The sequence below is a fragment of the Vulgatibacter sp. genome (genome assembly GCF_041687135.1).
Lineage (GTDB): Bacteria > Myxococcota > Myxococcia > Myxococcales > Vulgatibacteraceae > JAWLCN01.
Genome location: NZ_JAWLCN010000019.1, coordinates 1 through 20,687, shown reverse-complemented (window position 1 = coordinate 20,687; position 20,687 = coordinate 1). Strand labels below are relative to the sequence as shown.

The window sequence follows — 20,687 nt, the reverse complement described above, 5'->3', positions numbered from 1 at the left end:
GCACCGCGTGCCCCCCTGCCGGAGCGCGGCATACCGCGCGGGGCGGCCCCATCTTTTCCGCCGCATGGGACAGGCGATCGATCGAGAGACCTTCACCGATGAGGAATTCGCCCGCTTCTCGGCGCGGCTGCAGGAGTCGCTGCAGGCGCTCGGGCAGCTCCTCGCGCGGCCCGGCTTCGGCGTGGGTCCCCGCACCGTGGGCGCGGAGCTCGAGCTCCACCTCGTCGACCCACGGATGCGGCCGCTGCGCCGCAACCGCACGGTGCTCGAGCGGATGCACGATCCGCGGATGGTGGCGGAGGTCGACGCCTTCAACATCGAGTGCAACACCGCACCGGGGCCGCTCGCCGGCAGGCCCTTCGCCGCGCTCGCCACCGAGCTGCGCACCGCCCTCGACGAGGCGCGCCGCGGTGCCGCTGACGCTGGCGGCAGGATCGCGATGATCGGCACCCTGCCGACGCTGCTGCAGAGCGATCTCGGCCCCGCGGCCCTCACCGCCCTGCCCCGCTACCGCGCCCTCGCCCGCAGCCTGCGCGCGCGCCGCAACGCGCCCTTCCACCTCCACATCGACGGGATCGAGTCGCTGGTGGTGGAGGAGGACGACGTGACGCCGCTGGGCGCGAGCACCTCCTTCCAGCTCCACCTCCGGGTGGATCCCCGAGACTTCGGCAGGGCGTGGAATGCGGCGGAGATGGCGACGGGGCCGGTGCTCGCGCTCTGCGGGAACGCGCCGATCTTCCTTGGCCGCAAGCTCTGGCAGGAGACGCGGATCGCGCTCTTCTGCCAGAGCACCGACGACCGCACGCAGGAGGAGCAGGGCCGCCCCCCCCGGGTGAACTTCGGCGCGGGCTGGGCGACCCGCGGCGCCGGCGAGCTCTTCGAGCGGAGCGTCGCGCTCCACCCGCCCGTGCTGCCGGTCTGCAGCGCCGAGTCGCCACTGGCGGTGGTGGAAGCAGGCGACGTCCCCCACCTCGACGAGCTCCGCCTCCACCACGGCACGGTGTGGACCTGGAACCGCGCGGTCTACGACGCGGCGGACGGCGGCCACCTGCGCGTCGAGTTCCGGGCGCTGCCCGCGGGCCCCACGGTGGTGGACATGCTCGCCAACGCGGCCTTCGCCCTCGGCCTCACCCTCGCCCTCGAGCCGCAGATGGATGCGTGGGCGGCGGAGGTCCCCTTCGCCTGGGCGCGGAGCAACTTCTTCGCGGCGGCGCGGCACGGCCTCGACGCGACGTTCCACTGGCCCGGGCGGGATCCGGTCGCTGCCCCCGCGCTGATCGCCGAGCTCCTGCCCAGGGCCCGGGCGGCGTTGGTGGAGGCAGGTGTGGAGCCCGCGGAGGTGAAGCCGCTCTTCGACGTGCTCGCCGCACGCCTGCACACCGGGCAGACCGGTGCGCGCTGGCAACTCGCCACCCTCGCCGAACGGGAGCATCTCGGCGACGAGCGCGAGGTGGCCCTCGCCGAGATGCTGGCCCGCTACGTGGAGCGCAGCGAGACGGATGCGCCGGTCCACACCTGGCCCGTCGGCTGAACGTGCTTCAGGCGCCGAGCCCGCAGAAGCGGTGGACCACGCAGAGGAGCTGCGCCAGCCGCACCGGCTTCGGGAGGACGTCGCGCACGCCGAGATCGTCGACGAGCTCGGCGGAGGTCCGGTGGGCCGAGAGCACCACCACCGGGATCCCGGCGAGCTCGGGGAGGCGGAGCTGCTCCTGCCGGAAGGTCACCCCGTCCATCACCGGCATCATGATGTCGAGGACGATCAGGCAGGGAAGGCCTCCCGGCTCCCGGAGGCGCGCGAGTGCTTCGAGGCCGTTCGCGGCGCCGATCGCTTCGTAGCCTGCGTCGGCGAGGATCTCGAGCAGGGTGTCGCGAATGACGAGGTCGTCCTCGACCACCAGCACCCTCCCCCCCATCACCCGGCCTCCGCCGCGGATGCGCCGATGGGCAGACGCACGGTGAGCGCTGCGCCGCAGCCGGGAAGGTTCTTCGCGTCCACCGTTCCCCCGTGCGCGGTCACGATCTCCCAGGTCACGTAGAGCCCCAGCCCGAGTCCCCCGTAGTGCTTGATCGGGGCCGCGCGCTCGAACCTCCCGAAGATGCGATCGAGATCACCCGGCGGTACGCCCGGTCCCCCGTCGCAGACGCGGATCACGGCGTGATCGTCCAGCCGCTCCACGGCGATCCGGACGGGCGCACCCGCGCCGAATTTCGTCGCGTTGGAGAGCAGATTCACGAGGACCTGCTCGATGCGCAGTCGATCCCAGGTGCCGGAGATCTCGTCGGCGATCGCCAGCTCGATCGGGCAGCCGGCCTCCGCCGCTGCACCCTCGAAGCGCTCGGCGACGTCGCGAACCAACTCCCCGAGCGAGAAGGTCTCCGGATGGAGATCGATCCGCCCGGAGGCGATCCGGGAGACGTCGAGCAGCGTGCTCACCAGCTCGGCCAGGCGCTCGCCGCTGCGGATCGCGCGATCGAGCGGCCTTTTCAGACGTGCGTCGCCCTCCCCCAGGCGCGCGTCGAGCCCGTCGAGCTGGAGCTGCAGCGCGGTGAGCGGCGTGCGGAGCTCGTGCGAGGCGATGGAGAGAAAGTCGTCCCGGAGGCGGATCGCCGCCTCCGCCTCTGCACGCCGGATCCGCTCCTCCTCGAGCTGCTTGCGCTCGGTGAGATCGCGGGTCACCTTGGCGAAGCCCTGGAGCTCGCCCTGCTCGTCGCGGAGGGCGGTGAGGATCACGTCGGCCCAGAACCGACTTCCGTCCTTGCGGACGCGCCATCCCTCGTCCTCGACCCGGCCCTGCTCCGCAGCGATCCGCAGGAGCCGCTCGGGCTTGCCGGCAGCCTGGTCCTCGGGGGGATAGAAGCGGGTGAAGCGCTGGCCGATGATCTCCCGGGCCGTGTAGCCCTTGATCGCCACCGCTCCCGGATTCCAGCTCATCACGTAACCCTGCGGGTCGAGCATGAAGATCGCGTGGTCACGGACACCCTCGACGAGCAGGCGGAAGCGCTCCTCGCTGGCGCGCAGGCGCTCCTCCTGCTCTTTCCGCTCGCTCAAGTCACGGGTGACCTTGGCAAAGCCCTGCAGCCCGCCCTGCTCGTCCCGGATCGCGGTGATGATCACGTCGGCCCAGAAGCGGCTTCCATCCTTGCGGACCCGCCAGCCCTCGTGCTCGATGCGGCCCTGCTCCGCCGCAGTCCGGAGCAGCAGCTGCGGCAGGCCTGCCTCGACGTCCTCCTTCGGGTAGAAGCGGGAGACGTGGGTCCCGACCACCTCGTCCGCGGAATAGCCCTTGAGGGCCGCGGCGCCCGTGTTCCAGCTCTCGACGACGCCCTCCGGCGAGAGCAGGAAGATCGCGTAGTCGAGCACCGTGTCGACGAGCAGGCTGGCGCGCCGCCCCAGGGCTGCCGCCTCGTCGGCCTCGTGTGCGCCCATTATCTGGCTCGACGCCTCGCTCATCTTGCCTTCCTCGCTAGCAGCATCCCGCCGCACGCGTTCTCACCGGACCGGGGTATCCGCTGACTTAGATAGGTCGCGAACCGCCATCCGTCGCCTCTCACCCGCACGCTCCGTGAGAACGCCCGAGATCGAATGATTGGAACTCAACACGAGAGTGCTGAAGGCAGATTCCCCACAAGGCCGAAAGGGCGATCGCCCGTGTGCTCTCCCGGGGTCGGGCCATCCGGTCCCCGGACCGCGTTCACGCCCCGGGGTCGATCACGGCCCTCCGAAGCTCGGGGAAGACCCGCCCCACCTTGGCGAGGAGGTAGTCGCCGTAGGTTCCGTGGAAGTCGTGGACGCTGGCCCGATCCCAGCGCTCCGCGGCGTCCTCTTCCCTCGGCCGGACGAGGGCACCGGGAAGCGGCCGCACTTTTGCGGAGAAACCCGGATCGAAGAAGAAGGGCCACGAGTAGCGATCGGCACCGGAGGTGTTGCGCACCCGGTGGGGTGTGGAGCGGTAGCGGCCACCGGTGATCCGGTCGAGCATGTCGCCGAGGTTGCAGACGAAGGCGTTCTCGAGGGGCGGGGCCTCGATCCAGCCGTCCCGCGTCTTCACCTCGAGCCCCCCGCGGCGGTCCTGTGCGAGCAGCGTGAGGAGGCCGTAGTCGGTGTGCTCGCCGACACCCCAGCCCGTGTCCCCGAGAGGCGGCGGCGGGTAGTGGAAGATCCGGAAGAGGCAGAGCGGCTCGCCGGTGATCGTCTGCTCGAAGTGGAGGGGATCGAGTCCGAGGCTCGCGGCGAGGCAGCGCATCACCCGGTGGCCGAGTGCGGTGAGCGCGTCGATCCAGGCGAGCACCGCCTCGCGCAGCGCGGGCACCTGTGGCGGAAAGAGGTTGGGGCCGTGGAGCGGCAGCCCTGCCCGCACCCGGGGGTCGTCCGGTGGGAGCTCGGTGCCGAAGTAGAGGCCCTCCTTGCGATCCGGCTGGCCGGAGGTGAGCTCGGCGCCCACGGGAAAGAAGCCCCGCCACGCCCTGCCCCCGCGCGCCATCGCGATCGCCGCCTTCTCCTCCTCCGGCAGCGCGAAGAAGGCGGTCGTCGCCTCCTCGAGGCGCAGCCGCAGCGCCGGATCGACGCCGTGCCCCACGAGGTAGAAGAAGCCCACTTCGCTGCAGGCAGCGGCGAGCTGTGGGGCGACGGCCTCGAGGCCGGCAGCCAGGTCGATCACCGGAAGGCGTTCCATCCTCCCATGATGCGCACGGCACTCGCCGTGCCGTCACTGTGTCATGGGATGTCACACCCTTTACCGAAGGTGCAGCATGCCGCGACGTTCGAAGGAGGAGTGCGCGGATGCTGCACGGGACGAGTACGAGGGTGGAGGCGATGGTGGAGGTGGAGAAGGCGATCCGCGCAGGCCTGCTCCAGCTGGCCGAGAGCTATGCGATCCACTGGCCCGCGGCGGGAAGGAACGACGCGGGCGAGCGCAACTTGAGCCTGCACGTCGCCCTGGGACTGCGCGAGGCAGGCTTCATCACGCTGGCCGAGCCCAATTTTCCCCGGAACACCGAGGCGGGGGTGGAGTTGATCGGCCTGCAGCCCGGCGCCGGCGTCCTCGCCGTGGTGGAGTGCAAACGCCTCTTCTCCGGCGAGCAGGCCGCCGCCCTCCTCGCCGATGCAGCCCGGCTGGAGGCCTTCGTGCTCTCCGACGAATTCGGTCCGCCCCCGCAGGTGCGGCATCGCGTCGGCGTGCTGCTCGCATCCACCTTCCTCGCCAACTTCGCGACCTGGTGGGTGGAGGCGGCAGGTGGCGCGCCGCCGGGTGTACCCGCCACGGAGCCCTGGGAGGATCTGGTGGCGATCGTGGGCAGCGACGCGTGCTGGGGCTGCCTCCCGCTCGATCGCAAGCACGGGTACTACGGTCTCTACGTGGTCTGGCCCCTGCCCTGAACGCGCGGGGGATTGCCGCGGGCGCTGCGCCTCGCCTATCTTCCCCACGTGCGCAGGCTCTCCACCACCACCACGACTACCACCACCCGCAGCGGCGGGCCGGCGGTCGTGCAGGTGCGGTAGGAGGAAGCGCACGCAAACGCACGAAACCGAAGGGCCCCGCCGGCGACGGTCGGGGTCCTCGTCGTTTTGGACGTGCCCCCTCCCGAGCTGGCGCCCGGCCCGGACCAGAGGGGACGCAGATGGATCACGAGGAACGGAAACCGATGCCGTGCGGCGCCTTCGTCGTCGCCGCAGCGGGCCACGCCCACGAGGCGGCAGCATGGGCGCTCTGCGAGCGGCTGCGCTGCTGCGGCCTGCAGGCGGTGCTGGTGGAGTGGAGCCCTTCCCTGCCGCGGCAGCTGGTGGCTGCGTGTGCCGCCGGTGCAGCGGCGGTGTGGATGGTCGGCAGGCCGGAGGTCGAGCGCGGCTGGGTCGCGATCGTCGACCGGCAGGGGGAGCAGCTCCACCTGCCGGTCGAAAAGGCGCTGGCGCGGGCCCTTGCGGCGTCACGCTCGGGGCCGGGTTGCGCCACCGCGCGATGACGTCCGCGTCGTCAGGGCACCGGCACTTCCGCCCTGCCCAGGATGCTGATCGTCGCCTCCGCGCCGTCGGTGACGTTGGTGTCGAACCAGATGAGCAGCGCGTCCGCCCCGTCGTCGACCGGGGCGTGGGTCACCTCGACCTCGAAGCTCTCGCTGACGGCGTAGCCGTCGTGGCGCACGCCGTCGCGAACCACGGCGGAGAAGGCGGCGCTGCCGCTCGTGTGCATCTCCTCGACGACCAGGCGAGCGTCCTCGTCCCCCGGCACGTCCCAGCCGCTGTTGGTGCAGCGGAAGGTGGCGGTCTGCTCCTCGCCGACCACCGTCGTGCCGAAGTCGAAGAGCGCCGGTTCACACGTGAGGGCGGGGCCCCCGGTCCTTCCGGTGAGGCAGACCTCGAGCGCCTTGTCGCCGGCGAGATCCGTCCCGATCCGGAGCAGGCCGCGGTGCACGCCGACTTCCGCTGCGCGGTAGTGGATCTCGAAGGTGGCGGTGTGGCCCGCTCCGATGATCTCCGGGCGTGTGCCGAGGGAGAAGGCGTCGGTGTCGATGCCGGCGAGCCGGAGTTCCTCGAAGCCCACCACGCGCTTGCCGCGGTTCTCGACCTCCACCTGGAGGCGGGCCTCGCCACCGGGGGAGACGTAGCCCGTGCCGATGCAGCCGTCGCTGCCGACAGGCGTGCGCAGCGCGAGCACCGAGGCGAGGGACTCACCTTCGAGATCGACCCGCGCCACCAGGCCGCCGCGGTCGTGGAAGGGCAACGTGCCCAGCGACGTGCCGGGGAGATCGGCGGCGCGGTAGGTGATCGGGATCTCCACCTGCTCGGCGGGCGCCACGTCCACGTACGAGGGCTGGTGGCCCACCTCGAAATAGGCAGCGCCGCTGCCCTCCACCGGGCCGATGTTGAGCTGCTCGGTGAGCGTGCCGGTGTTGGTGCAGACTACCGTCTGCCGCACGGTCTCGTGGCGCAGCACCGCGCCGAAGTCGATCACCCCGGGCGAGCAGGAGAGGTTCGCCCTGCCGGCCACCGCCTCGAGGTCGAGGGTGGGCCCGTCGGGTCCGAGCTCGATGCGGGCTGCGGCGGGGCCGACCAGATCCGGCGTGTACGAGAGCACCACCTCCAGCGCGTCGCCCGGCGCGACGAGGCGCTGGTTGCAGCTGCCGGTGCAGCCGAGGCTGGTGGCGAAGCCGCCGGGGAGCAGCGCCTCGTCGATCTCGTCGAGCCGTGCCGGCACCGTTCCCACGTTGCGCAGCACGAGCCGATGCTCGGCGCGGATGCGGACGGCGACCGCACCGAGGTCGATGCTGCCGTCGCCGCAGCCCTCGCAGGAGAGCTGCGGCTTCTCTTCTTCCTCTTTTCCGGGCGGCTCCTCCTCCGCGCCACAGGCGAAGGTGGCGGGGAGCAGAGCGAGCAGCAGCGCGTCGCGCAAACGCATGGGAAGTCGACCTCCGGTGGGTGTTCTTCCCCTTCGAATTTCGCCGGATGCAGTATTGGATCACGTCACCAGGAGAATCAGAGACATGCGGAGCGGTAGCTGAGCTCGAGCTCGCTGCCACGATCGGGAAGCGCAGCAGCCTCGAAGCAGATCTCGTTGCGACCCGGCTGGTAGGACCACGAGCTCGCGCCGGTGGGAACGGCGGTGCCGTTGACGCGCACCTCGATCTCGCCGGCGAGGCTGCCGTCGGCGTTGGTGTCCTCGGGGAGGTCTCCGAGGGCGTAGCAGCGCCGCGGGCCCACCATGCCGCCGGCGATGGCGGTGTTGAATTCGGGCGTCGGCGCCTGGTCGCAGATCGAGTGGGCGATGCCGCCGGTCCCATCCGACGCGGCGACGTAGCGCGGGGAGGCCTGGCCGTAGGCACCGGTACCCCTGCAACCGTCGGTGCCGCCGGAGACGGTGTGGATGCGCACCCGGGCCGGGTCGTCCTTGAGCCCCTGGAGGAAGTCGACGTAGGCCCCGACGCCGAGGGGCGACTGGTCCTCCTCGTCCGAGTGGATGAAGACGGCGAGCTCCGCCTCCTCGCGGAGGAAGCCGAGGTTGCCGTCGTTGGGCTCGGGATGCCGGGGATCGTCGTGGCTGTCGATCACCGGTGCGGAGAGGGCGCGCCGCATCGCCTCGAGGCCGAGCTCGCTGCCGTGGCAGATGCCGACGCTCGCGTTGGTCTCCAGGGCCTCGAGCTGCTGCGCCAGGGGAAGCACCGGGGTGATGATCCGCGGCGTGGTGCCGATGACCGGGAAGAGCCTGCCGTCCTCCCCTCCGTTGACACCGCCTGGGCAGCTGCTGCCGGACGGCAGGAGGCCGGTGGTGGTCACGCCGATCTGGAAGGGGCGCGTGCCGGCCTCGGCGAGGAAGGTCTCGGCGTGGAGCCAGAACGGCGTGTCGGAGCCGGTCGAGTTGTCGATGACGAGGAGCATGTCGATGGGGCCGTGACCCACGACGTGGCGCTCGGTCTCGCGCCCGTCCGTCGCCCCGACCGCCACCAGGGGCACCACCACCTGCTCCGCCATCGCGTCCACCGCGACGCGCACCAGGCCGGCGAGATCGCGCTCGTCGCCGCGATCGGGCGACGGCACCACCGCCACCCGGGCCACCGTGCCCGCGGCGATCGAGGTGGGCAGGCCCTGCGGATCGGCGAAGGCGAAGGCGCCCTCCACCTCGATGGCGGTGAGCTGCACGTCGGTGGCGCAGTTGTTGAGCAGGCGGATCTCCCGCTCCTGCACGCGACAGCCGGGGCGCACCACGCCGAAGTCGAGGGCGCCGGGCCGCGCGACGAGGCAGGCCTTGCCGGCGTTGCCCCGCAGCGCCACGCTGCGCCGCGACGCCCCCGCCTCGGAGACGAAGAAGTCGAGGTCGGCGGCAGCGGCACCGCGGACCGAGGCGGCGTCGAACTCCACCATCATCCCGTAGGTCGCGCCCGCCTCAATCCGCTGCGTGCCGATCCGCGGTGCTGCGGAGAAGGGGCTGCCTTCGGGCAGCCGGAGATCGCCGACGAAGCAGGTCCCGGTGCCGCCGTTGCGCAAGGCGAGGGGCAGGCCCAGCCGCTCGCGCCAGACCTGGCCGAAGTCGAGGGTCGACGCGACCTCGAGCGCGCAGCCCGCCACCGCCTCCGCCTCGGCCTCGAGCGCCACCTCGACCTCGGTGCCGCGCACGTCGTTGCTCCCGATGCGGAGCAAGCTCGCGTCGGTGCCTGCTGCCTCCGGCGCGTAGCCCACCGCCACCTCGAAGCGCTCGCCGGGGGCGTAGCCCTCGTCCGAAATGCCACCGACGACGTGGGCGGTGAACGGCGCCGCCACCTCGATCGCGGCGAGGCGCAACATATCGTCCGTGGTACCGGGAACGTCGACACCGCCGTGCGAGCAGCGGAGCCGCACCTCGCGGGGGAAGCCGACGGCGGAGGTGCCGAATTCGAGGCGCTCGCTCTCGCAATGGAGCTCCGGTCCGCCGCCATGGGCGCGCAGGCAGAGCGCGCGGCTCGCGCGGGTCCTGTCGCTCGCGGCGATCTCCAGGGTGGTCTCCACCGTCCCCGCTGCCGCCGGGGTGAAGGAGAGTTCGAGCGTCTCCGTGGCGCCGGGGGCGACGGTTGCGGGAAACGAGACGATCTCGAAGTTCGTGTCCCCCACCGCAGCGGAGTGGATCGACACCGGGTCGTCCGAGGCATTCTCGACGGGGATCTCGAGGGTGCGGGAGGAGCCCAGCGGGAAGAAGCCCAGGTCGGTGCAGCCGTCGGTGAGCGAGGGGAAGACCAGCGCCTCCGGTACGACCTCGCCGCGCAGGCTGGTAGTCGCCACGAGCTCTCCCTCCACCAGGAAGCGGAGGAAGGCGACGCGCTCCCCTTCTCCGCTGGCCACGAAGGTCACGTCGAAGGAGGCGCTCGCGCCGGCTTCGACGAGCACATCTCCCGTGCCGCCGAGAGCGAAAGACGCCTTGTGGTCCCCGGCGAAGGGCCCGGCCCGGAGCCGCCTGGGGACACCGCCCTCGTTGGTGCAGGTGACGGTCTCGGTGCGGGTGCTGCCTACCACCCGCTTCCCGAAGTCGAGGCTCGCGTCGCAGCGGATCTCGCCGCCGACGCCGGTGCCGCGGAGCCGCAACGTCGGGCCGAGCGGCGCCAGATCGAGGACGCCCTCGCTCGCTCCCATGGCGTCGGGCCGGAAGCGCACGGTGACGCGGATCGCATCCCCCGGCTCGATCACCCGCGGATCGCAGGCGCCCTGGCAGAGGAGCGAATGTTCGAAGGCAGCAGGTAGTGCCTCGCGCTCCTGCTCCACCAGGGTCGCGACTGCGTCGCCGCGGTTCGCCAGCGAGATCGTCAACTCCGCCGCCTCTCCGACCGCCACCGCCCCGAAATCGACGACGTCGCCCGTGCAGCCGGCGCAGACCAGGCGGGCCGTTCCGGCGGGGGGCTCCTCGTTTTCGGCACCGCAGGCTGCAGAGATGGCGGCCAGGGCGGAGAGAAGCAGGGGAAGGACAAGGCGGCGCTGCATGGGCGGCGACTCCGTGCTGGGGTTCACCCACTCCATGTCACCACGGCGTCGATCCGATCAGCTCGAGGGAGAGCGCTCGCCCTCCTGCTCCTCAGGGGACGCAGGCGCTGCGGTAGACGAGCTCGATCTCGTCACCGCGGTTGGGCCGCGTTCCGAAGCAGATGGCGTTGCGTCCCGAATCGTAGACCCAGGCGGTCCAGCCGGAGCGCGGCACCTGTACGCCGTTGATCCGCACCTGCACGTCGTCGTACAGGACGCCGTCTGCATCGGTGTCCTCCGGCACGCCGCGCATCGCGTAGCAGCGCCGTGCGTCGAGCATCCCGCCCACCATGGCCCTGCTCAGCTCGGCAACCGTGTCGGGCCAGCAGATCGAATGGTGCACCCCTCCCGACGTCTCGGTCACCGCGATGTCACGCGGCGAGGCCTGCCCGTACCCGCGGCCGGTTCCCCCGCAACCGTCCGGTGCGACCCCGACCACCGAATGAAAACGGATACGCTCGGGGTCGTCCTTCAAGCCGCGTAGGAAATCGACGTACGCCTCGACGGCGAGGGGCGACTGATCCTCCTCGTCGGAGTGGACGATGATCTCGAGGTCCGCCTCCTCCCGGAGGAAGCCGAGGTTGCCGTCGTTCACCTCGGGGTGCCTTGGATCGTCCCGGTTGTCGATCACCGGCGCGGAGAGCGCGCGGCGCATCGCCTCGAGACCCTGCTCGCTGCCGTGGCAGATACCAACCTTCGCGTTGGTCTCGAGCGCATGAAGCTGCGTCTCGTCGGGCAGTTCGGGCGAGATCATCCGGGGCATCGGAGCCGCTCGAGTTGTCGATCACGAGCAGCATGTCGACCGGCCCGACCGCAGGCTGGTGGCGATCGACGGCGAGCGCGTCGGGCGCCTGGAGCGCCCGGAGCGGCACCACCACCTGCTCCTCCAGCTCGTTCACCCCGACGCGGAGGATCCCCCGCAGGCTCCGCTCGCCACCAGGCTCGGGCACGGGCCGCGCGACGAGGCAGGCCTTGCCGCCGACGCCGCGCAGGGCGACGGTCCGCCGTGTGGCCCCCGGTCGTCACGGGACCGTCCGAGACGTTCTCGACCCCGATCGCGAACTCGCGGCGCGAGCCGACCGCCGTGAAGCCGAAATCGGTGCAGCCCTCCGTGAGCGACGGGAAGACGAGCGCGTGGGGGACGGTGCCGCCGGACAGCAGCGCGTTGGCCACCCGCCTGCCGTCGACCGCAACCGGCTGGGAGCCGACACGGGCGCCTGCCTCGCCGCGGGCTGCGAAGATGACCGGGAAGGTCGTCGCCCCATCGGGCGCGAGTCGCACGGTGGTGCTGCCGGCGAGCGTGAAGTCCGCGGCGTTCGCACCGCCGACAGGCCCTGCCTGCAGCAGCCGCTCCACGGCGCCGGCGTTGGTGCACTGCACCACCTCGCCGTAGGTGGTGCCCTTCACCCTCGTGCCGAAATCGACGGTGCCGGTGCAGCGGATCGCGCCTTCGACGCCCTTGCCGCGCAGGCGCAGCGTCGGAAGGGCCGGCGCCAACGCGACGAGGCCTTCGCTGGTTTCGGCGCCCGCCGGTCGGAAGCGCAAGGTGACGCGCAACAGGTCGCCCGGCCGGATCGAGCGCCCGGGGCGATTCGCCTCAGAACCCCAGACCCACCGTCATCGCCCCGAAGACCGGCATCTCGGGCTGCGGCAGCACCAGCTGCGGCGCCTCGGGGGTGTAGCCCACGCCCAGGGCGAGCTCGCCGACGAGCTCGAAGCCGGCGCCCACCGGAAAGAGCGCGCGCAGCCCGCCCATCGCCTCGACGCCGGCAGTCTCGACGCCGCGGGGCCCCACGTCCTCGAAGCGGAAGCCCACGTCGTCCTTGCCGACCTGCAGCTCGATCATGCCGACACCCACCACCGGCTCGAGGAGGAGCGGCCCCGCGTCGAAGCGGAGGAGTCGCAGCTTCACCCGGTAGTGGGAGGCCTCGTTCACCGCCTCGTCGTGGAGGATCCCCGCCCCGCTCCCGCAGCCCTCGATCGAGAGGAAGTCGAGCGGCGCGAACTCGCCGCAGATCTCCGGCCTGCCGTCACCGCCGCCGACGGCGCCGCCGATCCGCAGGTTGCCCCAGTTGCGGACCTCGGGGGCCCGCTCCTCGGGCTCCATCGACTTCGAGACGGAGGGCTCCGCCCCTGCGGCGAAGGGCAGGAGCAGCAGCATGGCGGGACCGGCGCGTCGCATCGTTCTTCCTCGCTTTCGCAAGGCGAACATACGCCCCGCCGGCCCGGGAGGAAGAGGCAGGGGCGCCGGCGAAGCGTGGTGGTGGACAACAAACGATCAGGCGGAGCGGCGGGCGCGCTCGCGCTCTGCTGCTGCCGCGGGACCCGCCCCGGCGCCTGCCGCGGCCGGCTCGACACTCCGGATCCCGAGGCGCCGCGCCTTGCCCCACGTGCCGCGCTTGCTCCACACCTGGAAGTTGGCGAGGAAGCGCTCGAGCACCAGCACCTGCCGGTAGCCGATCACCTCGACCAGGGAGGCGACGAGGAGCACCACCCGCTCGCGCAGCGTGGGATAGCGGTGGAGGAGGAGCATCTCGACCCCGACCGCCATCATCGAGAGGAGCGCGCCATAGGCCATCGCCAGGCTGAGAAAGAGGAGCGCGAACTCCCCCTCGAGGGCGCCGAGGACGAGGGCCACCGGCAGGAGCACGTAGCCCACCATCTCGACGAAGGGCGAGATCGCCTCGAAGAGCCAGAGGAAGGGGAGCGAGAGTGTCCCGAGCCTGCCGTAGCGCGGGTTGAGGAACATCCCGCGGTGGATCCAGAGCGCCTCCCAGAGGCCGCGCTGCCAGCGGTTTCGCTGCCGCCGCAGGCTCGCCCAATCCGACGGCACCTCGGTCCAGCACATCGGCTCGGGCAGCGAGACGATCCGGTAGGGGATCCGCTGCTCGCGGTGGTGGCGGTGCAGGCGCAGCACCAGCTCGAGGTCCTCGCCGACGGTCTCGGTCCGGTAGCCGCCGACGGTGAGGACGCGGTCCCGCCGGAACATGCCGAAGGCGCCGGAGATGATCGGCAGCGCGTTGACGCTGCCCCACCCCACCCGGCCGGTGAAGAAGGAGCGGGCGTACTCGACGATCTGGAAGCGCTCGATCCAGCGCTGCGGCAGGTGGAGGCCGGTGACCTGCCCGGCGTGAACGGTGGCGCCGTTCAAGGGGCGGATCGAGCCGCCCACCGCGATCACGGTCTCGTCGTCGAGGAAGTGGCGGGAGGCCCGGAGGAGCGCCTCGGCCTCGAGGAGCGAGTCCGCGTCGACGGTGCAGATCAGCGGAAAGCGGGAGAGGTTGAGGGCGGCGTTGAGCGCGTCGCCCTTGCCGCCGTTCTCCTTCTCGACCACGACGAGGTTCGGGTGGCGCAGCGAGCGCAGCACCCGGCGCACGGGACTGGTGCGGATCCGCTCCGGATAGATCTGCTGCTGCTCCACCAGGGCGAAGGCCTCGGTGAGCCGCTCGATCGTGTCGTCGGTGGATCCGTCGGAGACGACGATCACCTCGAATTCGGGGAAGCGCAGCCGCAGGAAGGAGCGCACGCTCTCCACGATCGAGCCCGCCTCGTTGTACGCGGGCACGAGGATGGAGACCGGCTTGTGGGCGTCGTAGGCGAGCAGATCCGCCAGCGGCGCCGCCGAGCCGAGGCGCGCGGTGGTGCGCATCGTCCGCAGACCGAGGTAGCCCACCACCATCGAGATGGTGGACATCGCCGCGAAGTAGCAGAGGACCGAGGCCTGCAGCAGGGTGAGCACGTCGTCGACGAGGCGAGATCGCAGCGCGGGATCGGAGAAGGCGGCGAGGAGCTCGTTCATCTACGCCGCCTTCCAGCGCAGGTCGGCGAGGGCCTGCTGCGCCATGTCGCGGGCGAAGCGGTCGGGGTGGTCGAGGGCGGCGCGCTCGAGATCGCTGCGGCCCGCAGCGCCGAGGGCGCCGAGGGACTCCGCTGCAGCGAGGCGGACCCACCAGGAGGAATCGCCGAGGCGCCTCCAGAGCACCTCGCCGGCGGACTCGATCGGAAGCAGCGCTGCGGCCCGCGCCGCGTGGACGCGGACGAAGGGCCGCTCGTCGTCGACCCGCGCGACCACGGCGGCTTCGCCACCTGCGGGAAGCCGTCCCATCCCGGCGAGCGCGCGCAGGGCAGCCGCACGGACCTCGGGCTCCGGATGATCGACGAAGGGAAGCACCGCTTCGGCGAGCCCGCGGAGCTCGCGGCGGCCTGCGGCGACGAGCGCGGCCTGGAGCGCGGGCTGGTGGGACGCGGGATCGGCGAGGATCGGCGCGACCACCTCGGCTGCGGCCTCCTCGAGCAGGAGCATCGACTCGGCGAGGAGGGAGGGCGGCAGATCCACCTCCCGCAGGGCACGGACGAAGGCCTCGACCCCTGCCGCGCGGACCGCAGCGGGGATCCGGGCGAGGGTTCGGGCAGCGGCACGGAGCGCGTGGCGCCGCACCAGCGGCTCGGGATCGCGGAGCTGGGCGACGATCGCAGGGAGCGCCGGCGCGAGGCGCGCCCTGGCGAGATCCTGCAGCGCGTCGAGGCGCCTGGTCTGCTTCTTCGTGGCGAGCCGGCCCGCGAGCTGCTCGGCGATCCCATAGCGATCGGCGAGGACTGCCAGCCGCTCGTTCTCCTCGGACGAGAGCACCTCGCGCAGATCGAGGAAGGCGTCGAATGCCTCCCGCGGCAGCTCCCCCGCCACGTCGCGGCGGGTGTACTGCAACAGCCCCCGCCACCAAACCGACCAACCGCGCACCCGCTCCTGCCGGCGCTGCTCGCGGGCCGTGGCGAAGACGTGGAAGGCGATGATGTAGCCGGTGAGCACGACGACCGAGCCGCCGATCGCCGACAGCGCAGCGCCCGCAGCGAGGAGCAGGTCCTCGTAGGGCACGCGGCCGGTCGCGTTGAGCACGAACGCCGCCGCGAGCGTCGCCATCGCTGCCGCCTCGAGGACGACGATGGTGAGCACGAGCACTGCGAATGGGCTGGCTCCGGACCGCTGCCACATCTGGAAGTCGACTCTTGGTGAAGGTGCCCGTCTTGACTACGCTTTCCTGACGAGTCCTACCGCGAACCCCCCGCAAGGGTCCAGCCGCAACCTTAGCCCGTTCGGGTAGGAGCTCAGGTACCTTCGCTCCAGAGGAAGGGCGCGCCCCTCCCGCGGATCTCCTCCGCGGCGAGCACGAACCAGAGCGTCGGTGCCGCAGCGGGAGCCACCGGGAAGTCCTCCGCCCAACGGTCGGCGTAGATCAGGGGCAGGCCGGTGCTGCAGCCCAGGGCCGCGATCCGCTGCAGCGAGGCAGCGGCCTGCCCTTCCGCCGGCGCGAGGCGGTGCCAGGCGAGGGCGTGGGCCACCGAGCCCTCCACAAACCAGGTGTCGGGGCCGTCGGCGTAGGGCTTGAGGCCGCCGCCGCTGCGGTGGCTGCGCTCGACCCAGGCGAGACAGCGGCGTGCCTCCTCGAGCCTGCCGCCGGCGAGGTGGAAGAGCGCGCCCCAGGTACCCGCCGCGTCGAGGGCGCTCCCGCGGTCGTGCCCCCGCGACGCCGCGTGCCCCTGCACGAAGCGCCCCTCCTCCTCGTCCCAGAGCCAGCGGAGGATCGCCTGCTCGATCGCCCGGGCGCCGCCGCTCCAGGGCCCGTCGGGATCGACGCCGCCGAGGGCGGCCAGGGCGAAGTAGCTGTCGATCTGGTGCTCGGTGGCGACGAAGTCGGCGACGTAGCTCCCGTCGAAGCGCCGGCCGCTCTCGAGCCAGCGTCCCCGCCCCGCGAGGACCAGGCCGGTGAGCGGATCGCGGCTCGCGAGGAGCCAGTCGGCCCCGCGGCCGGCGAAGGCGCGGAAGCGGTGATCGTCGAAGCGGCTGGCGTATTTGGCGAACGCGTAGACCGCGAAGGCCACCGTTCCGGCCCGGACGTAGCCCGCGTCGTAGAAGGGACCTTCGAGGTCGAAGCTGAAGCCCCAGGCGCCGTCCGGCAGCTGCAGCGCCGCCAAGGTCGCGAGCAGCGCGGCAGCCCCCGCCCGATCCCCGCTCCTGGTGCGCTCCAGCGCGAGGAGCGCGTTGTCGTAGACGAAGCTGCGGGTAGACAGGGCGAGAAGCTCGTCCGGCGCGCCGGCGAAGCGGCCCGGGTCGGGCCAGCTCACCACCGCCTCCCCCGCCCCGAACCCCTCGGGCAGGCGGGCGGCGAAGGGCCTGCCCGCGGCGTCGACGGTGGCGCCAGCGCGGAAGGCCCGGGTCTCGATCGAGTGGCGCGCCTGCCCCGCCACCGCCTCGGGATCGGGGGCGGCGCAGGCCCCGGGGTCCGCCCAGGGCAGCGAGCAGCCCGCCGTCCCCAGCGCCAGCAACGTGGTGAGAAGCCTGCGATCCATCGGCTCTGCATCCTGGGGTTTCCCCCGGGGTATCCGCCAGTGTTATGACCCGGACACGTGGGAACCATGCAGCTGCGCATCCTCACCTTCGCCCGCATCACCACCGCCCTCTCCCTGGTCTGCCTCGCCTCGGGGGCCCGGGCGGACGAGTGTGCGTCCGCGGCGGTGCTCCTCGAGCGCGGCGCAGCGGAGGCGGAGGCGGAGGCGATCGCCCGGCGCTGCCAGGCAGCCGCCCCGCGGGACGCCGACCGCTTCCTCGCCCTGGCGCAGCTCCTCGCCTGGCAGGGAAAGCACGCGGAAGCCCTCGCCTGGCTCGACCTCGGTCTCTCGCACCACCCCGAGAGCGCGCAGCTCGCCGCCCTCCGGCTGCGGGTCCTCGGCTGGCAGGGGCGCCTCGACGAGGCCTCCGCCGCTGCAGCCGCCCTCCCCGCTTCGATGGGGCACGACCCCGAGGTGATCCGGGCCCGGGCCGACGTCGCCTTCTGGCGCGGCGAACACGCGGCCGCGGTGGCAGCCTACGGGGCCTGGCTCGAAGGCAACCCCGGCGACGACGCCGCGCGCCGTTCGCGCGCCCTCGCGCTCCTCGAGCTGGGCGACGAGCCCGCGGCGAAGGCGGATCTCGGCAGGCTCTGCGCCGGGGGCGACGCTTCCGCCTGCGCCCTCGTCCGCGACCTCGAGCGCAAGGGCTACCGGATGTTCGTGCAGGGCGGGCCGGTGACCGAAGCGGACGGGCTCGACGGCTGGATCGGCCGCGCCGCCTTCGACGCCGCGGTGACCCGGCGCCTGCGCCTCGGCGGCACCTTCGATCTCCAGGAGCGGCGCTTCGGCGAGGAGGCTGCACGGGACGCGGTCCTGGGCGCCACCGCCGCCTGGCAGCTCGACGAGCGCTGGGTCCTCGCCGGCGGCATGGGCGCCGCGTTCGCCCCCACCTTCTCGCCGGATTGGAATGCCTTCGCCGAGCTCGGCATGCAGGCTGGCGGCGGCTTCTGGCTCTACCTGCGCTACTGGCACCTCGACTTCTCCGGCAGCGGCGTCGAGGTGCTGAGCCCCGCCGTCGCCTGGGCCCGCGACGGCGTCGCCGCGAGCCTGCGGATCTGGCGCGGCTTCGAATCGGGGCGGGATCCGAGCCTGGCCGCGCTCGCGCAGGCCAGCTGGTCGGTGGCGGGCGCCTTCGAGTTCACTGCCGGCATCGGCGGCGGCGACCGCGCCGACTACCTGCGGGTGCAGGACGTCGCGGTGGAGCGCCACGTGATCGCCCTCGGCGGCGTGGGCTACGGGCTCGACGAGAGCTGGCAGCTCCGCGCCGACTGGCTCGGCCGCTGGGAGAGCGCCGGCGGCGATCGCGTCCAGCGCAACGAGATGCTCCTCGGCGTCCGACGGGATTGGTGATGCTCCGTTCCCCTCTCGCAGCCCTGGTGCTGCTGGCGCTCGCGGCCTGCGGCAGCGAGGCGGTTTCGCCCCCAGCGCCAGAGCCCGCAGCCGATCGCTGGGATTTCCGCGCGACGGCGGAGGGCTTCGTCGCCAGGCGTGGCGCCGGCGGCTACGCGCCCTTCCTCCCCATCGGCGTGAACTTCGGCCTCGCGGTGCCGGGGACCTTTCCCGGCGAATTCGCCGCGAGCCGGGCGCAGATCGCCCGGTGGATCGCCGCGACCGCCGACCTCGGCGCCAACGTGATCCGCATCTACACGGTGCAGAGCCCGGCCTTCTACCAGGAGCTGCGGCGCCACAACCTCGCCCACCCCGACCGGCCGCTCTTCCTCCTCCAGGGCGCCTGGCTGATCGAGCCGGAGGCGCCGCCCTTCGACTACCTCGCCGACGAGGTGGTGCTCTGGTTCCGGGACGAGATCGAGCGGGTGGTCGACGTGGTCCACGGCAACCGCGTGATCCCGGAGGCGGGACCGGATCGGCCGGAGAACTACGGCCGCGCCACCGGCGTCTTCGACGCGGACGTCTCCCCGTGGCTCCTCGGTTATCTCATCGGCCGCGAGGTCGAGCCCTACACCCTCGAGTCGACCTACGCGCTCCATCCCGACGCGCGCTCCTACGCGGGCACCGCCTTCTCCGTGGAGGACGGCGATCCGATCGAGCCCTTCATCGCCGAGGCCTTCGACTACCTCGTGGCCTGGGAGGCAGCGAGCTACGGGGCGGAACACCCGATCGGCTTCTCCAACTGGCCGACCCTCGATCCCCTCACCCACCCCACCGAACCCGAGTGGCCGGTGTCGAGCGAGGACGAATTCGCCATCGACATGAAGCGGATCGCGGTGGACGAGGCGCACTTCACGTCCGGTGTCTTCATCTCCTACCACGCCTATCCCTACTACCCGGAGTTCGTGATGTACGACCCGGGTTACCAGGTGGAGGACGAGGCGGGGCTCAATCCCTACCTCGGCTACCTGCGCGATCTCCGCGCCTGGTACGAGGGCTACACCCTCATCGTCGGCGAGATCGGCCTGCCCTCGAGCCAGGGATCGGCCCACGCAGCCCCCTCCGGCCTCGACCACGGCGGCCTCGACGAGCGGGAGCAGGGCCACGGCATGGTCCGCACCCTGGGCAACGTCCTCGACGCCGGCCTCGACGGCGCCTTCCTCTTCGCCCTCGTCGACGAGTGGTGGAAGCGCACCTGGATCGTCGATCCCATCGAGCTCCCGGCGGAGCGGCGGCGCCTCTGGTTCAACCCGATGAGCCCGGAGCAGAACTTCGGCTTGATCGCGATGCGCCCGGGCCCCGCCGAGCGCTACCACTTCCTCGACGGCGAGGACGACGAGTGGAGCACGGCGCCGCAGGCTACCGGCGGTGAAGGGCCGCTGGTGCCGATCGACGATCAGGACGCGGCCCGCGCCCTGCGCGACCTCACCGTGGAGCACGACGAGGGCTACCTCCACGTGCGGCTCCGCGTCGCCGATCTCGATCCGGACGGCGACGGTGCCCCGGACTGGAGCAAGGTCCGCTACCTGCTCGCCTTCGACACCGTCGATCCCGCCAGGGGCGAGAGCTTCCTCGACGAGGCGCGCACGATCGCCGCCGGGCGCCGGGTCGAATTCCTCCTCTCCATCGCCGGCGCCGCGGAGGGGGCGGTGCAGCTCGCCGTCGTCCCCTCCTACGATCTCTACGGCGTGTGGCACGGCCTCCGCGCGGAGGGCCAGCTGCACCGCAGCGTTGCCAGCGACGCGGGTCGCTTCGTCCCGATGCGCAACCTGATCAACTGGGAATACGTCGACGAGGGCGAGGTGCTCGGACCATTCGTCGACGATCCGATCGGCACGCTCCCGGTGGGCCACGAGGCGGAGCGGAGCACGAGCAACTTCTGGTACGGCATCGAAGGGAGTGTGCTCGAGGTGCGCATCCCCTGGAGCCTGCTCCACTTCGCCGATCCCTCCAGCCACCAGGTGATCGACGGCGATGCGGCGCCCCGGGCCCTCGCCACCTCGACCACCGACGGCGTCGCGGTGGCGGCGGTGAGCCTCGGGCCGGACGGCACGCTGGCGGACTCCCTCCCGGCAGCGGTGCGCGAGGGCGAGGTGTGGGTGCTTCCCGCAGCAGGCTTCGCGACCTACCGGTGGGAGGGCTGGGAGAGCCCGCGCCACCACGAGCTGCGCAAGGCCTCCTTCGACATCCTGCAGGAGGCGCTGCCCGCCCTACAGACCCGTTGGAGGCAGGCCCCGTAAAGCGTGTTGACAGTTTCCGCCGCCAACACCGCCCTTCTCGGGCGTCGGGCCGAGGCCCTTTCTGCTTCGACGAGGATAGTTCCACGCGTTGGGACCAACCCACGCGCCAGCGCTCTCCTCTCTGCAGACGTTTAGCGTCTCCGCCTGCTTGGCGGCGACGGGAGGCCACGAAAGCCCCGGGTACTGCCCGAGGTTCG

The 20,687-nt window shown here is 72.1% G+C and carries 15 protein-coding genes; 5 read left to right on the top strand and 10 right to left on the bottom strand.

The genetic code is table 11. From position 1 onward, the window contains the following. Positions 1-64: 64 nt before the first annotated feature. On the top strand, positions 65-1,531 hold the full coding sequence (locus ACESMR_RS23720; RefSeq protein WP_373049615.1) for a glutamate-cysteine ligase family protein: 1,467 nt from the start codon (positions 65-67) through the stop codon (positions 1,529-1,531). A gap of 7 nt (positions 1,532-1,538) precedes the next feature. Here ACESMR_RS23720 and ACESMR_RS23715 read toward each other — a convergent pair whose 3' ends face one another. The 3 genes from ACESMR_RS23715 to ACESMR_RS23705 form a co-directional block, all read right to left on the bottom strand. Then, the gene (locus tag ACESMR_RS23715) at positions 1,539-1,913 is read right to left on the bottom strand and encodes a response regulator (RefSeq protein WP_373049614.1); all 375 of its coding nucleotides are present in this window, start codon (positions 1,911-1,913) and stop codon (positions 1,539-1,541) included. Continuing rightward, positions 1,913-3,451, bottom strand: coding sequence for a sensor histidine kinase (locus ACESMR_RS23710; protein ID WP_373049613.1), 1,539 nt, complete (start codon positions 3,449-3,451; stop codon positions 1,913-1,915). The genes ACESMR_RS23715 and ACESMR_RS23710 overlap by 1 nt, the downstream gene beginning before the upstream one ends. Positions 3,452-3,692: 241 nt before the next feature. Next, positions 3,693-4,673: an isopenicillin N synthase family dioxygenase gene (locus ACESMR_RS23705; protein WP_373049612.1), complete on the bottom strand. Its 981-nt coding sequence runs from the start codon at positions 4,671-4,673 to the stop codon at positions 3,693-3,695. 107 nt (positions 4,674-4,780) lie between these two features. Here ACESMR_RS23705 and ACESMR_RS23700 point away from each other — a divergent pair, with 107 nt between their 5' ends. Next, on the top strand, positions 4,781-5,377 hold the full coding sequence (locus tag ACESMR_RS23700) for a hypothetical protein (RefSeq protein WP_373049611.1): 597 nt from the start codon (positions 4,781-4,783) through the stop codon (positions 5,375-5,377). Between the two features lie 242 nt (positions 5,378-5,619). After that, the gene (locus ACESMR_RS23695) at positions 5,620-5,961 is read left to right on the top strand and encodes a His/Gly/Thr/Pro-type tRNA ligase C-terminal domain-containing protein (RefSeq protein ID WP_373049610.1); all 342 of its coding nucleotides are present in this window, start codon (positions 5,620-5,622) and stop codon (positions 5,959-5,961) included. 11 nt (positions 5,962-5,972) lie between these two features. Here the strand turns inward: ACESMR_RS23695 and ACESMR_RS23690 are convergent, their stop codons facing one another. The 7 genes from ACESMR_RS23690 to ACESMR_RS23660 form a co-directional block, all read right to left on the bottom strand. Next, on the bottom strand, positions 5,973-7,394 hold the full coding sequence (locus ACESMR_RS23690) for a choice-of-anchor D domain-containing protein (RefSeq protein WP_373049609.1): 1,422 nt from the start codon (positions 7,392-7,394) through the stop codon (positions 5,973-5,975). Positions 7,395-7,471: 77 nt separating this feature from the next. Further along, a complete protein-coding gene (locus ACESMR_RS23685; RefSeq protein ID WP_373049608.1) occupies positions 7,472-10,438 on the bottom strand; it encodes a choice-of-anchor D domain-containing protein in 2,967 nt (988 codons plus the stop codon). Positions 10,439-10,529: 91 nt separating this feature from the next. Then, positions 10,530-11,231: a hypothetical protein gene (locus tag ACESMR_RS23680; protein WP_373049607.1), complete on the bottom strand. Its 702-nt coding sequence runs from the start codon at positions 11,229-11,231 to the stop codon at positions 10,530-10,532. 843 nt (positions 11,232-12,074) lie between these two features. Further along, on the bottom strand, positions 12,075-12,659 hold the full coding sequence (locus ACESMR_RS23675) for a hypothetical protein (RefSeq protein ID WP_373049606.1): 585 nt from the start codon (positions 12,657-12,659) through the stop codon (positions 12,075-12,077). Positions 12,660-12,755: 96 nt separating this feature from the next. After that, positions 12,756-14,276, bottom strand: coding sequence for a glycosyltransferase family 2 protein (locus tag ACESMR_RS23670; RefSeq protein WP_373049605.1), 1,521 nt, complete (start codon positions 14,274-14,276; stop codon positions 12,756-12,758). Beyond that, on the bottom strand, positions 14,277-15,434 hold the full coding sequence (locus ACESMR_RS23665; protein ID WP_373049604.1) for a HEAT repeat domain-containing protein: 1,158 nt from the start codon (positions 15,432-15,434) through the stop codon (positions 14,277-14,279). Positions 15,435-15,580: 146 nt separating this feature from the next. Further along, a complete protein-coding gene (locus tag ACESMR_RS23660; RefSeq protein ID WP_373049603.1) occupies positions 15,581-16,822 on the bottom strand; it encodes a hypothetical protein in 1,242 nt (413 codons plus the stop codon). A gap of 66 nt (positions 16,823-16,888) precedes the next feature. On the opposite strand from ACESMR_RS23660, the gene ACESMR_RS23655 reads away from it, so the two are divergent. After that, positions 16,889-18,211 (top strand): hypothetical protein, encoded by a 1,323-nt coding sequence (locus ACESMR_RS23655; RefSeq protein ID WP_373049602.1) that lies wholly within the window; start codon positions 16,889-16,891, stop codon positions 18,209-18,211. Continuing rightward, the gene (locus ACESMR_RS23650; protein ID WP_373049601.1) at positions 18,211-20,490 is read left to right on the top strand and encodes a hypothetical protein; all 2,280 of its coding nucleotides are present in this window, start codon (positions 18,211-18,213) and stop codon (positions 20,488-20,490) included. The genes ACESMR_RS23655 and ACESMR_RS23650 overlap by 1 nt, the downstream gene beginning before the upstream one ends. Positions 20,491-20,687: the final 197 nt, after the last annotated feature.

Bases quoted from the DNA above. Each gene is read 5' to 3' on its own strand.
- ACESMR_RS23720 (WP_373049615.1), top strand. From the start codon at position 65: ATGGGACAGGCGATCGATCGAGAGACCTTCACCGATGAGGAATTCGCC.
- ACESMR_RS23715 (WP_373049614.1), bottom strand. From the start codon at position 1,913: ATGGGGGGGAGGGTGCTGGTGGTCGAGGACGACCTCGTCATTCGCGAC.
- ACESMR_RS23710 (WP_373049613.1), bottom strand. From the start codon at position 3,451: ATGAGCGAGGCGTCGAGCCAGATAATGGGCGCACACGAGGCCGACGAG.
- ACESMR_RS23705 (WP_373049612.1), bottom strand. From the start codon at position 4,673: ATGGAACGCCTTCCGGTGATCGACCTGGCTGCCGGCCTCGAGGCCGTC.
- ACESMR_RS23700 (WP_373049611.1), top strand. From the start codon at position 4,781: ATGCTGCACGGGACGAGTACGAGGGTGGAGGCGATGGTGGAGGTGGAG.
- ACESMR_RS23695 (WP_373049610.1), top strand. From the start codon at position 5,620: ATGGATCACGAGGAACGGAAACCGATGCCGTGCGGCGCCTTCGTCGTC.
- ACESMR_RS23690 (WP_373049609.1), bottom strand. From the start codon at position 7,394: ATGCGTTTGCGCGACGCGCTGCTGCTCGCTCTGCTCCCCGCCACCTTC.
- ACESMR_RS23685 (WP_373049608.1), bottom strand. From the start codon at position 10,438: ATGCAGCGCCGCCTTGTCCTTCCCCTGCTTCTCTCCGCCCTGGCCGCC.
- ACESMR_RS23680 (WP_373049607.1), bottom strand. From the start codon at position 11,231: ATGATCTCGCCCGAACTGCCCGACGAGACGCAGCTTCATGCGCTCGAG.
- ACESMR_RS23675 (WP_373049606.1), bottom strand. From the start codon at position 12,659: ATGCGACGCGCCGGTCCCGCCATGCTGCTGCTCCTGCCCTTCGCCGCA.
- ACESMR_RS23670 (WP_373049605.1), bottom strand. From the start codon at position 14,276: ATGAACGAGCTCCTCGCCGCCTTCTCCGATCCCGCGCTGCGATCTCGC.
- ACESMR_RS23660 (WP_373049603.1), bottom strand. From the start codon at position 16,822: ATGGATCGCAGGCTTCTCACCACGTTGCTGGCGCTGGGGACGGCGGGC.
- ACESMR_RS23655 (WP_373049602.1), top strand. From the start codon at position 16,889: ATGCAGCTGCGCATCCTCACCTTCGCCCGCATCACCACCGCCCTCTCC.
- ACESMR_RS23650 (WP_373049601.1), top strand. From the start codon at position 18,211: ATGCTCCGTTCCCCTCTCGCAGCCCTGGTGCTGCTGGCGCTCGCGGCC.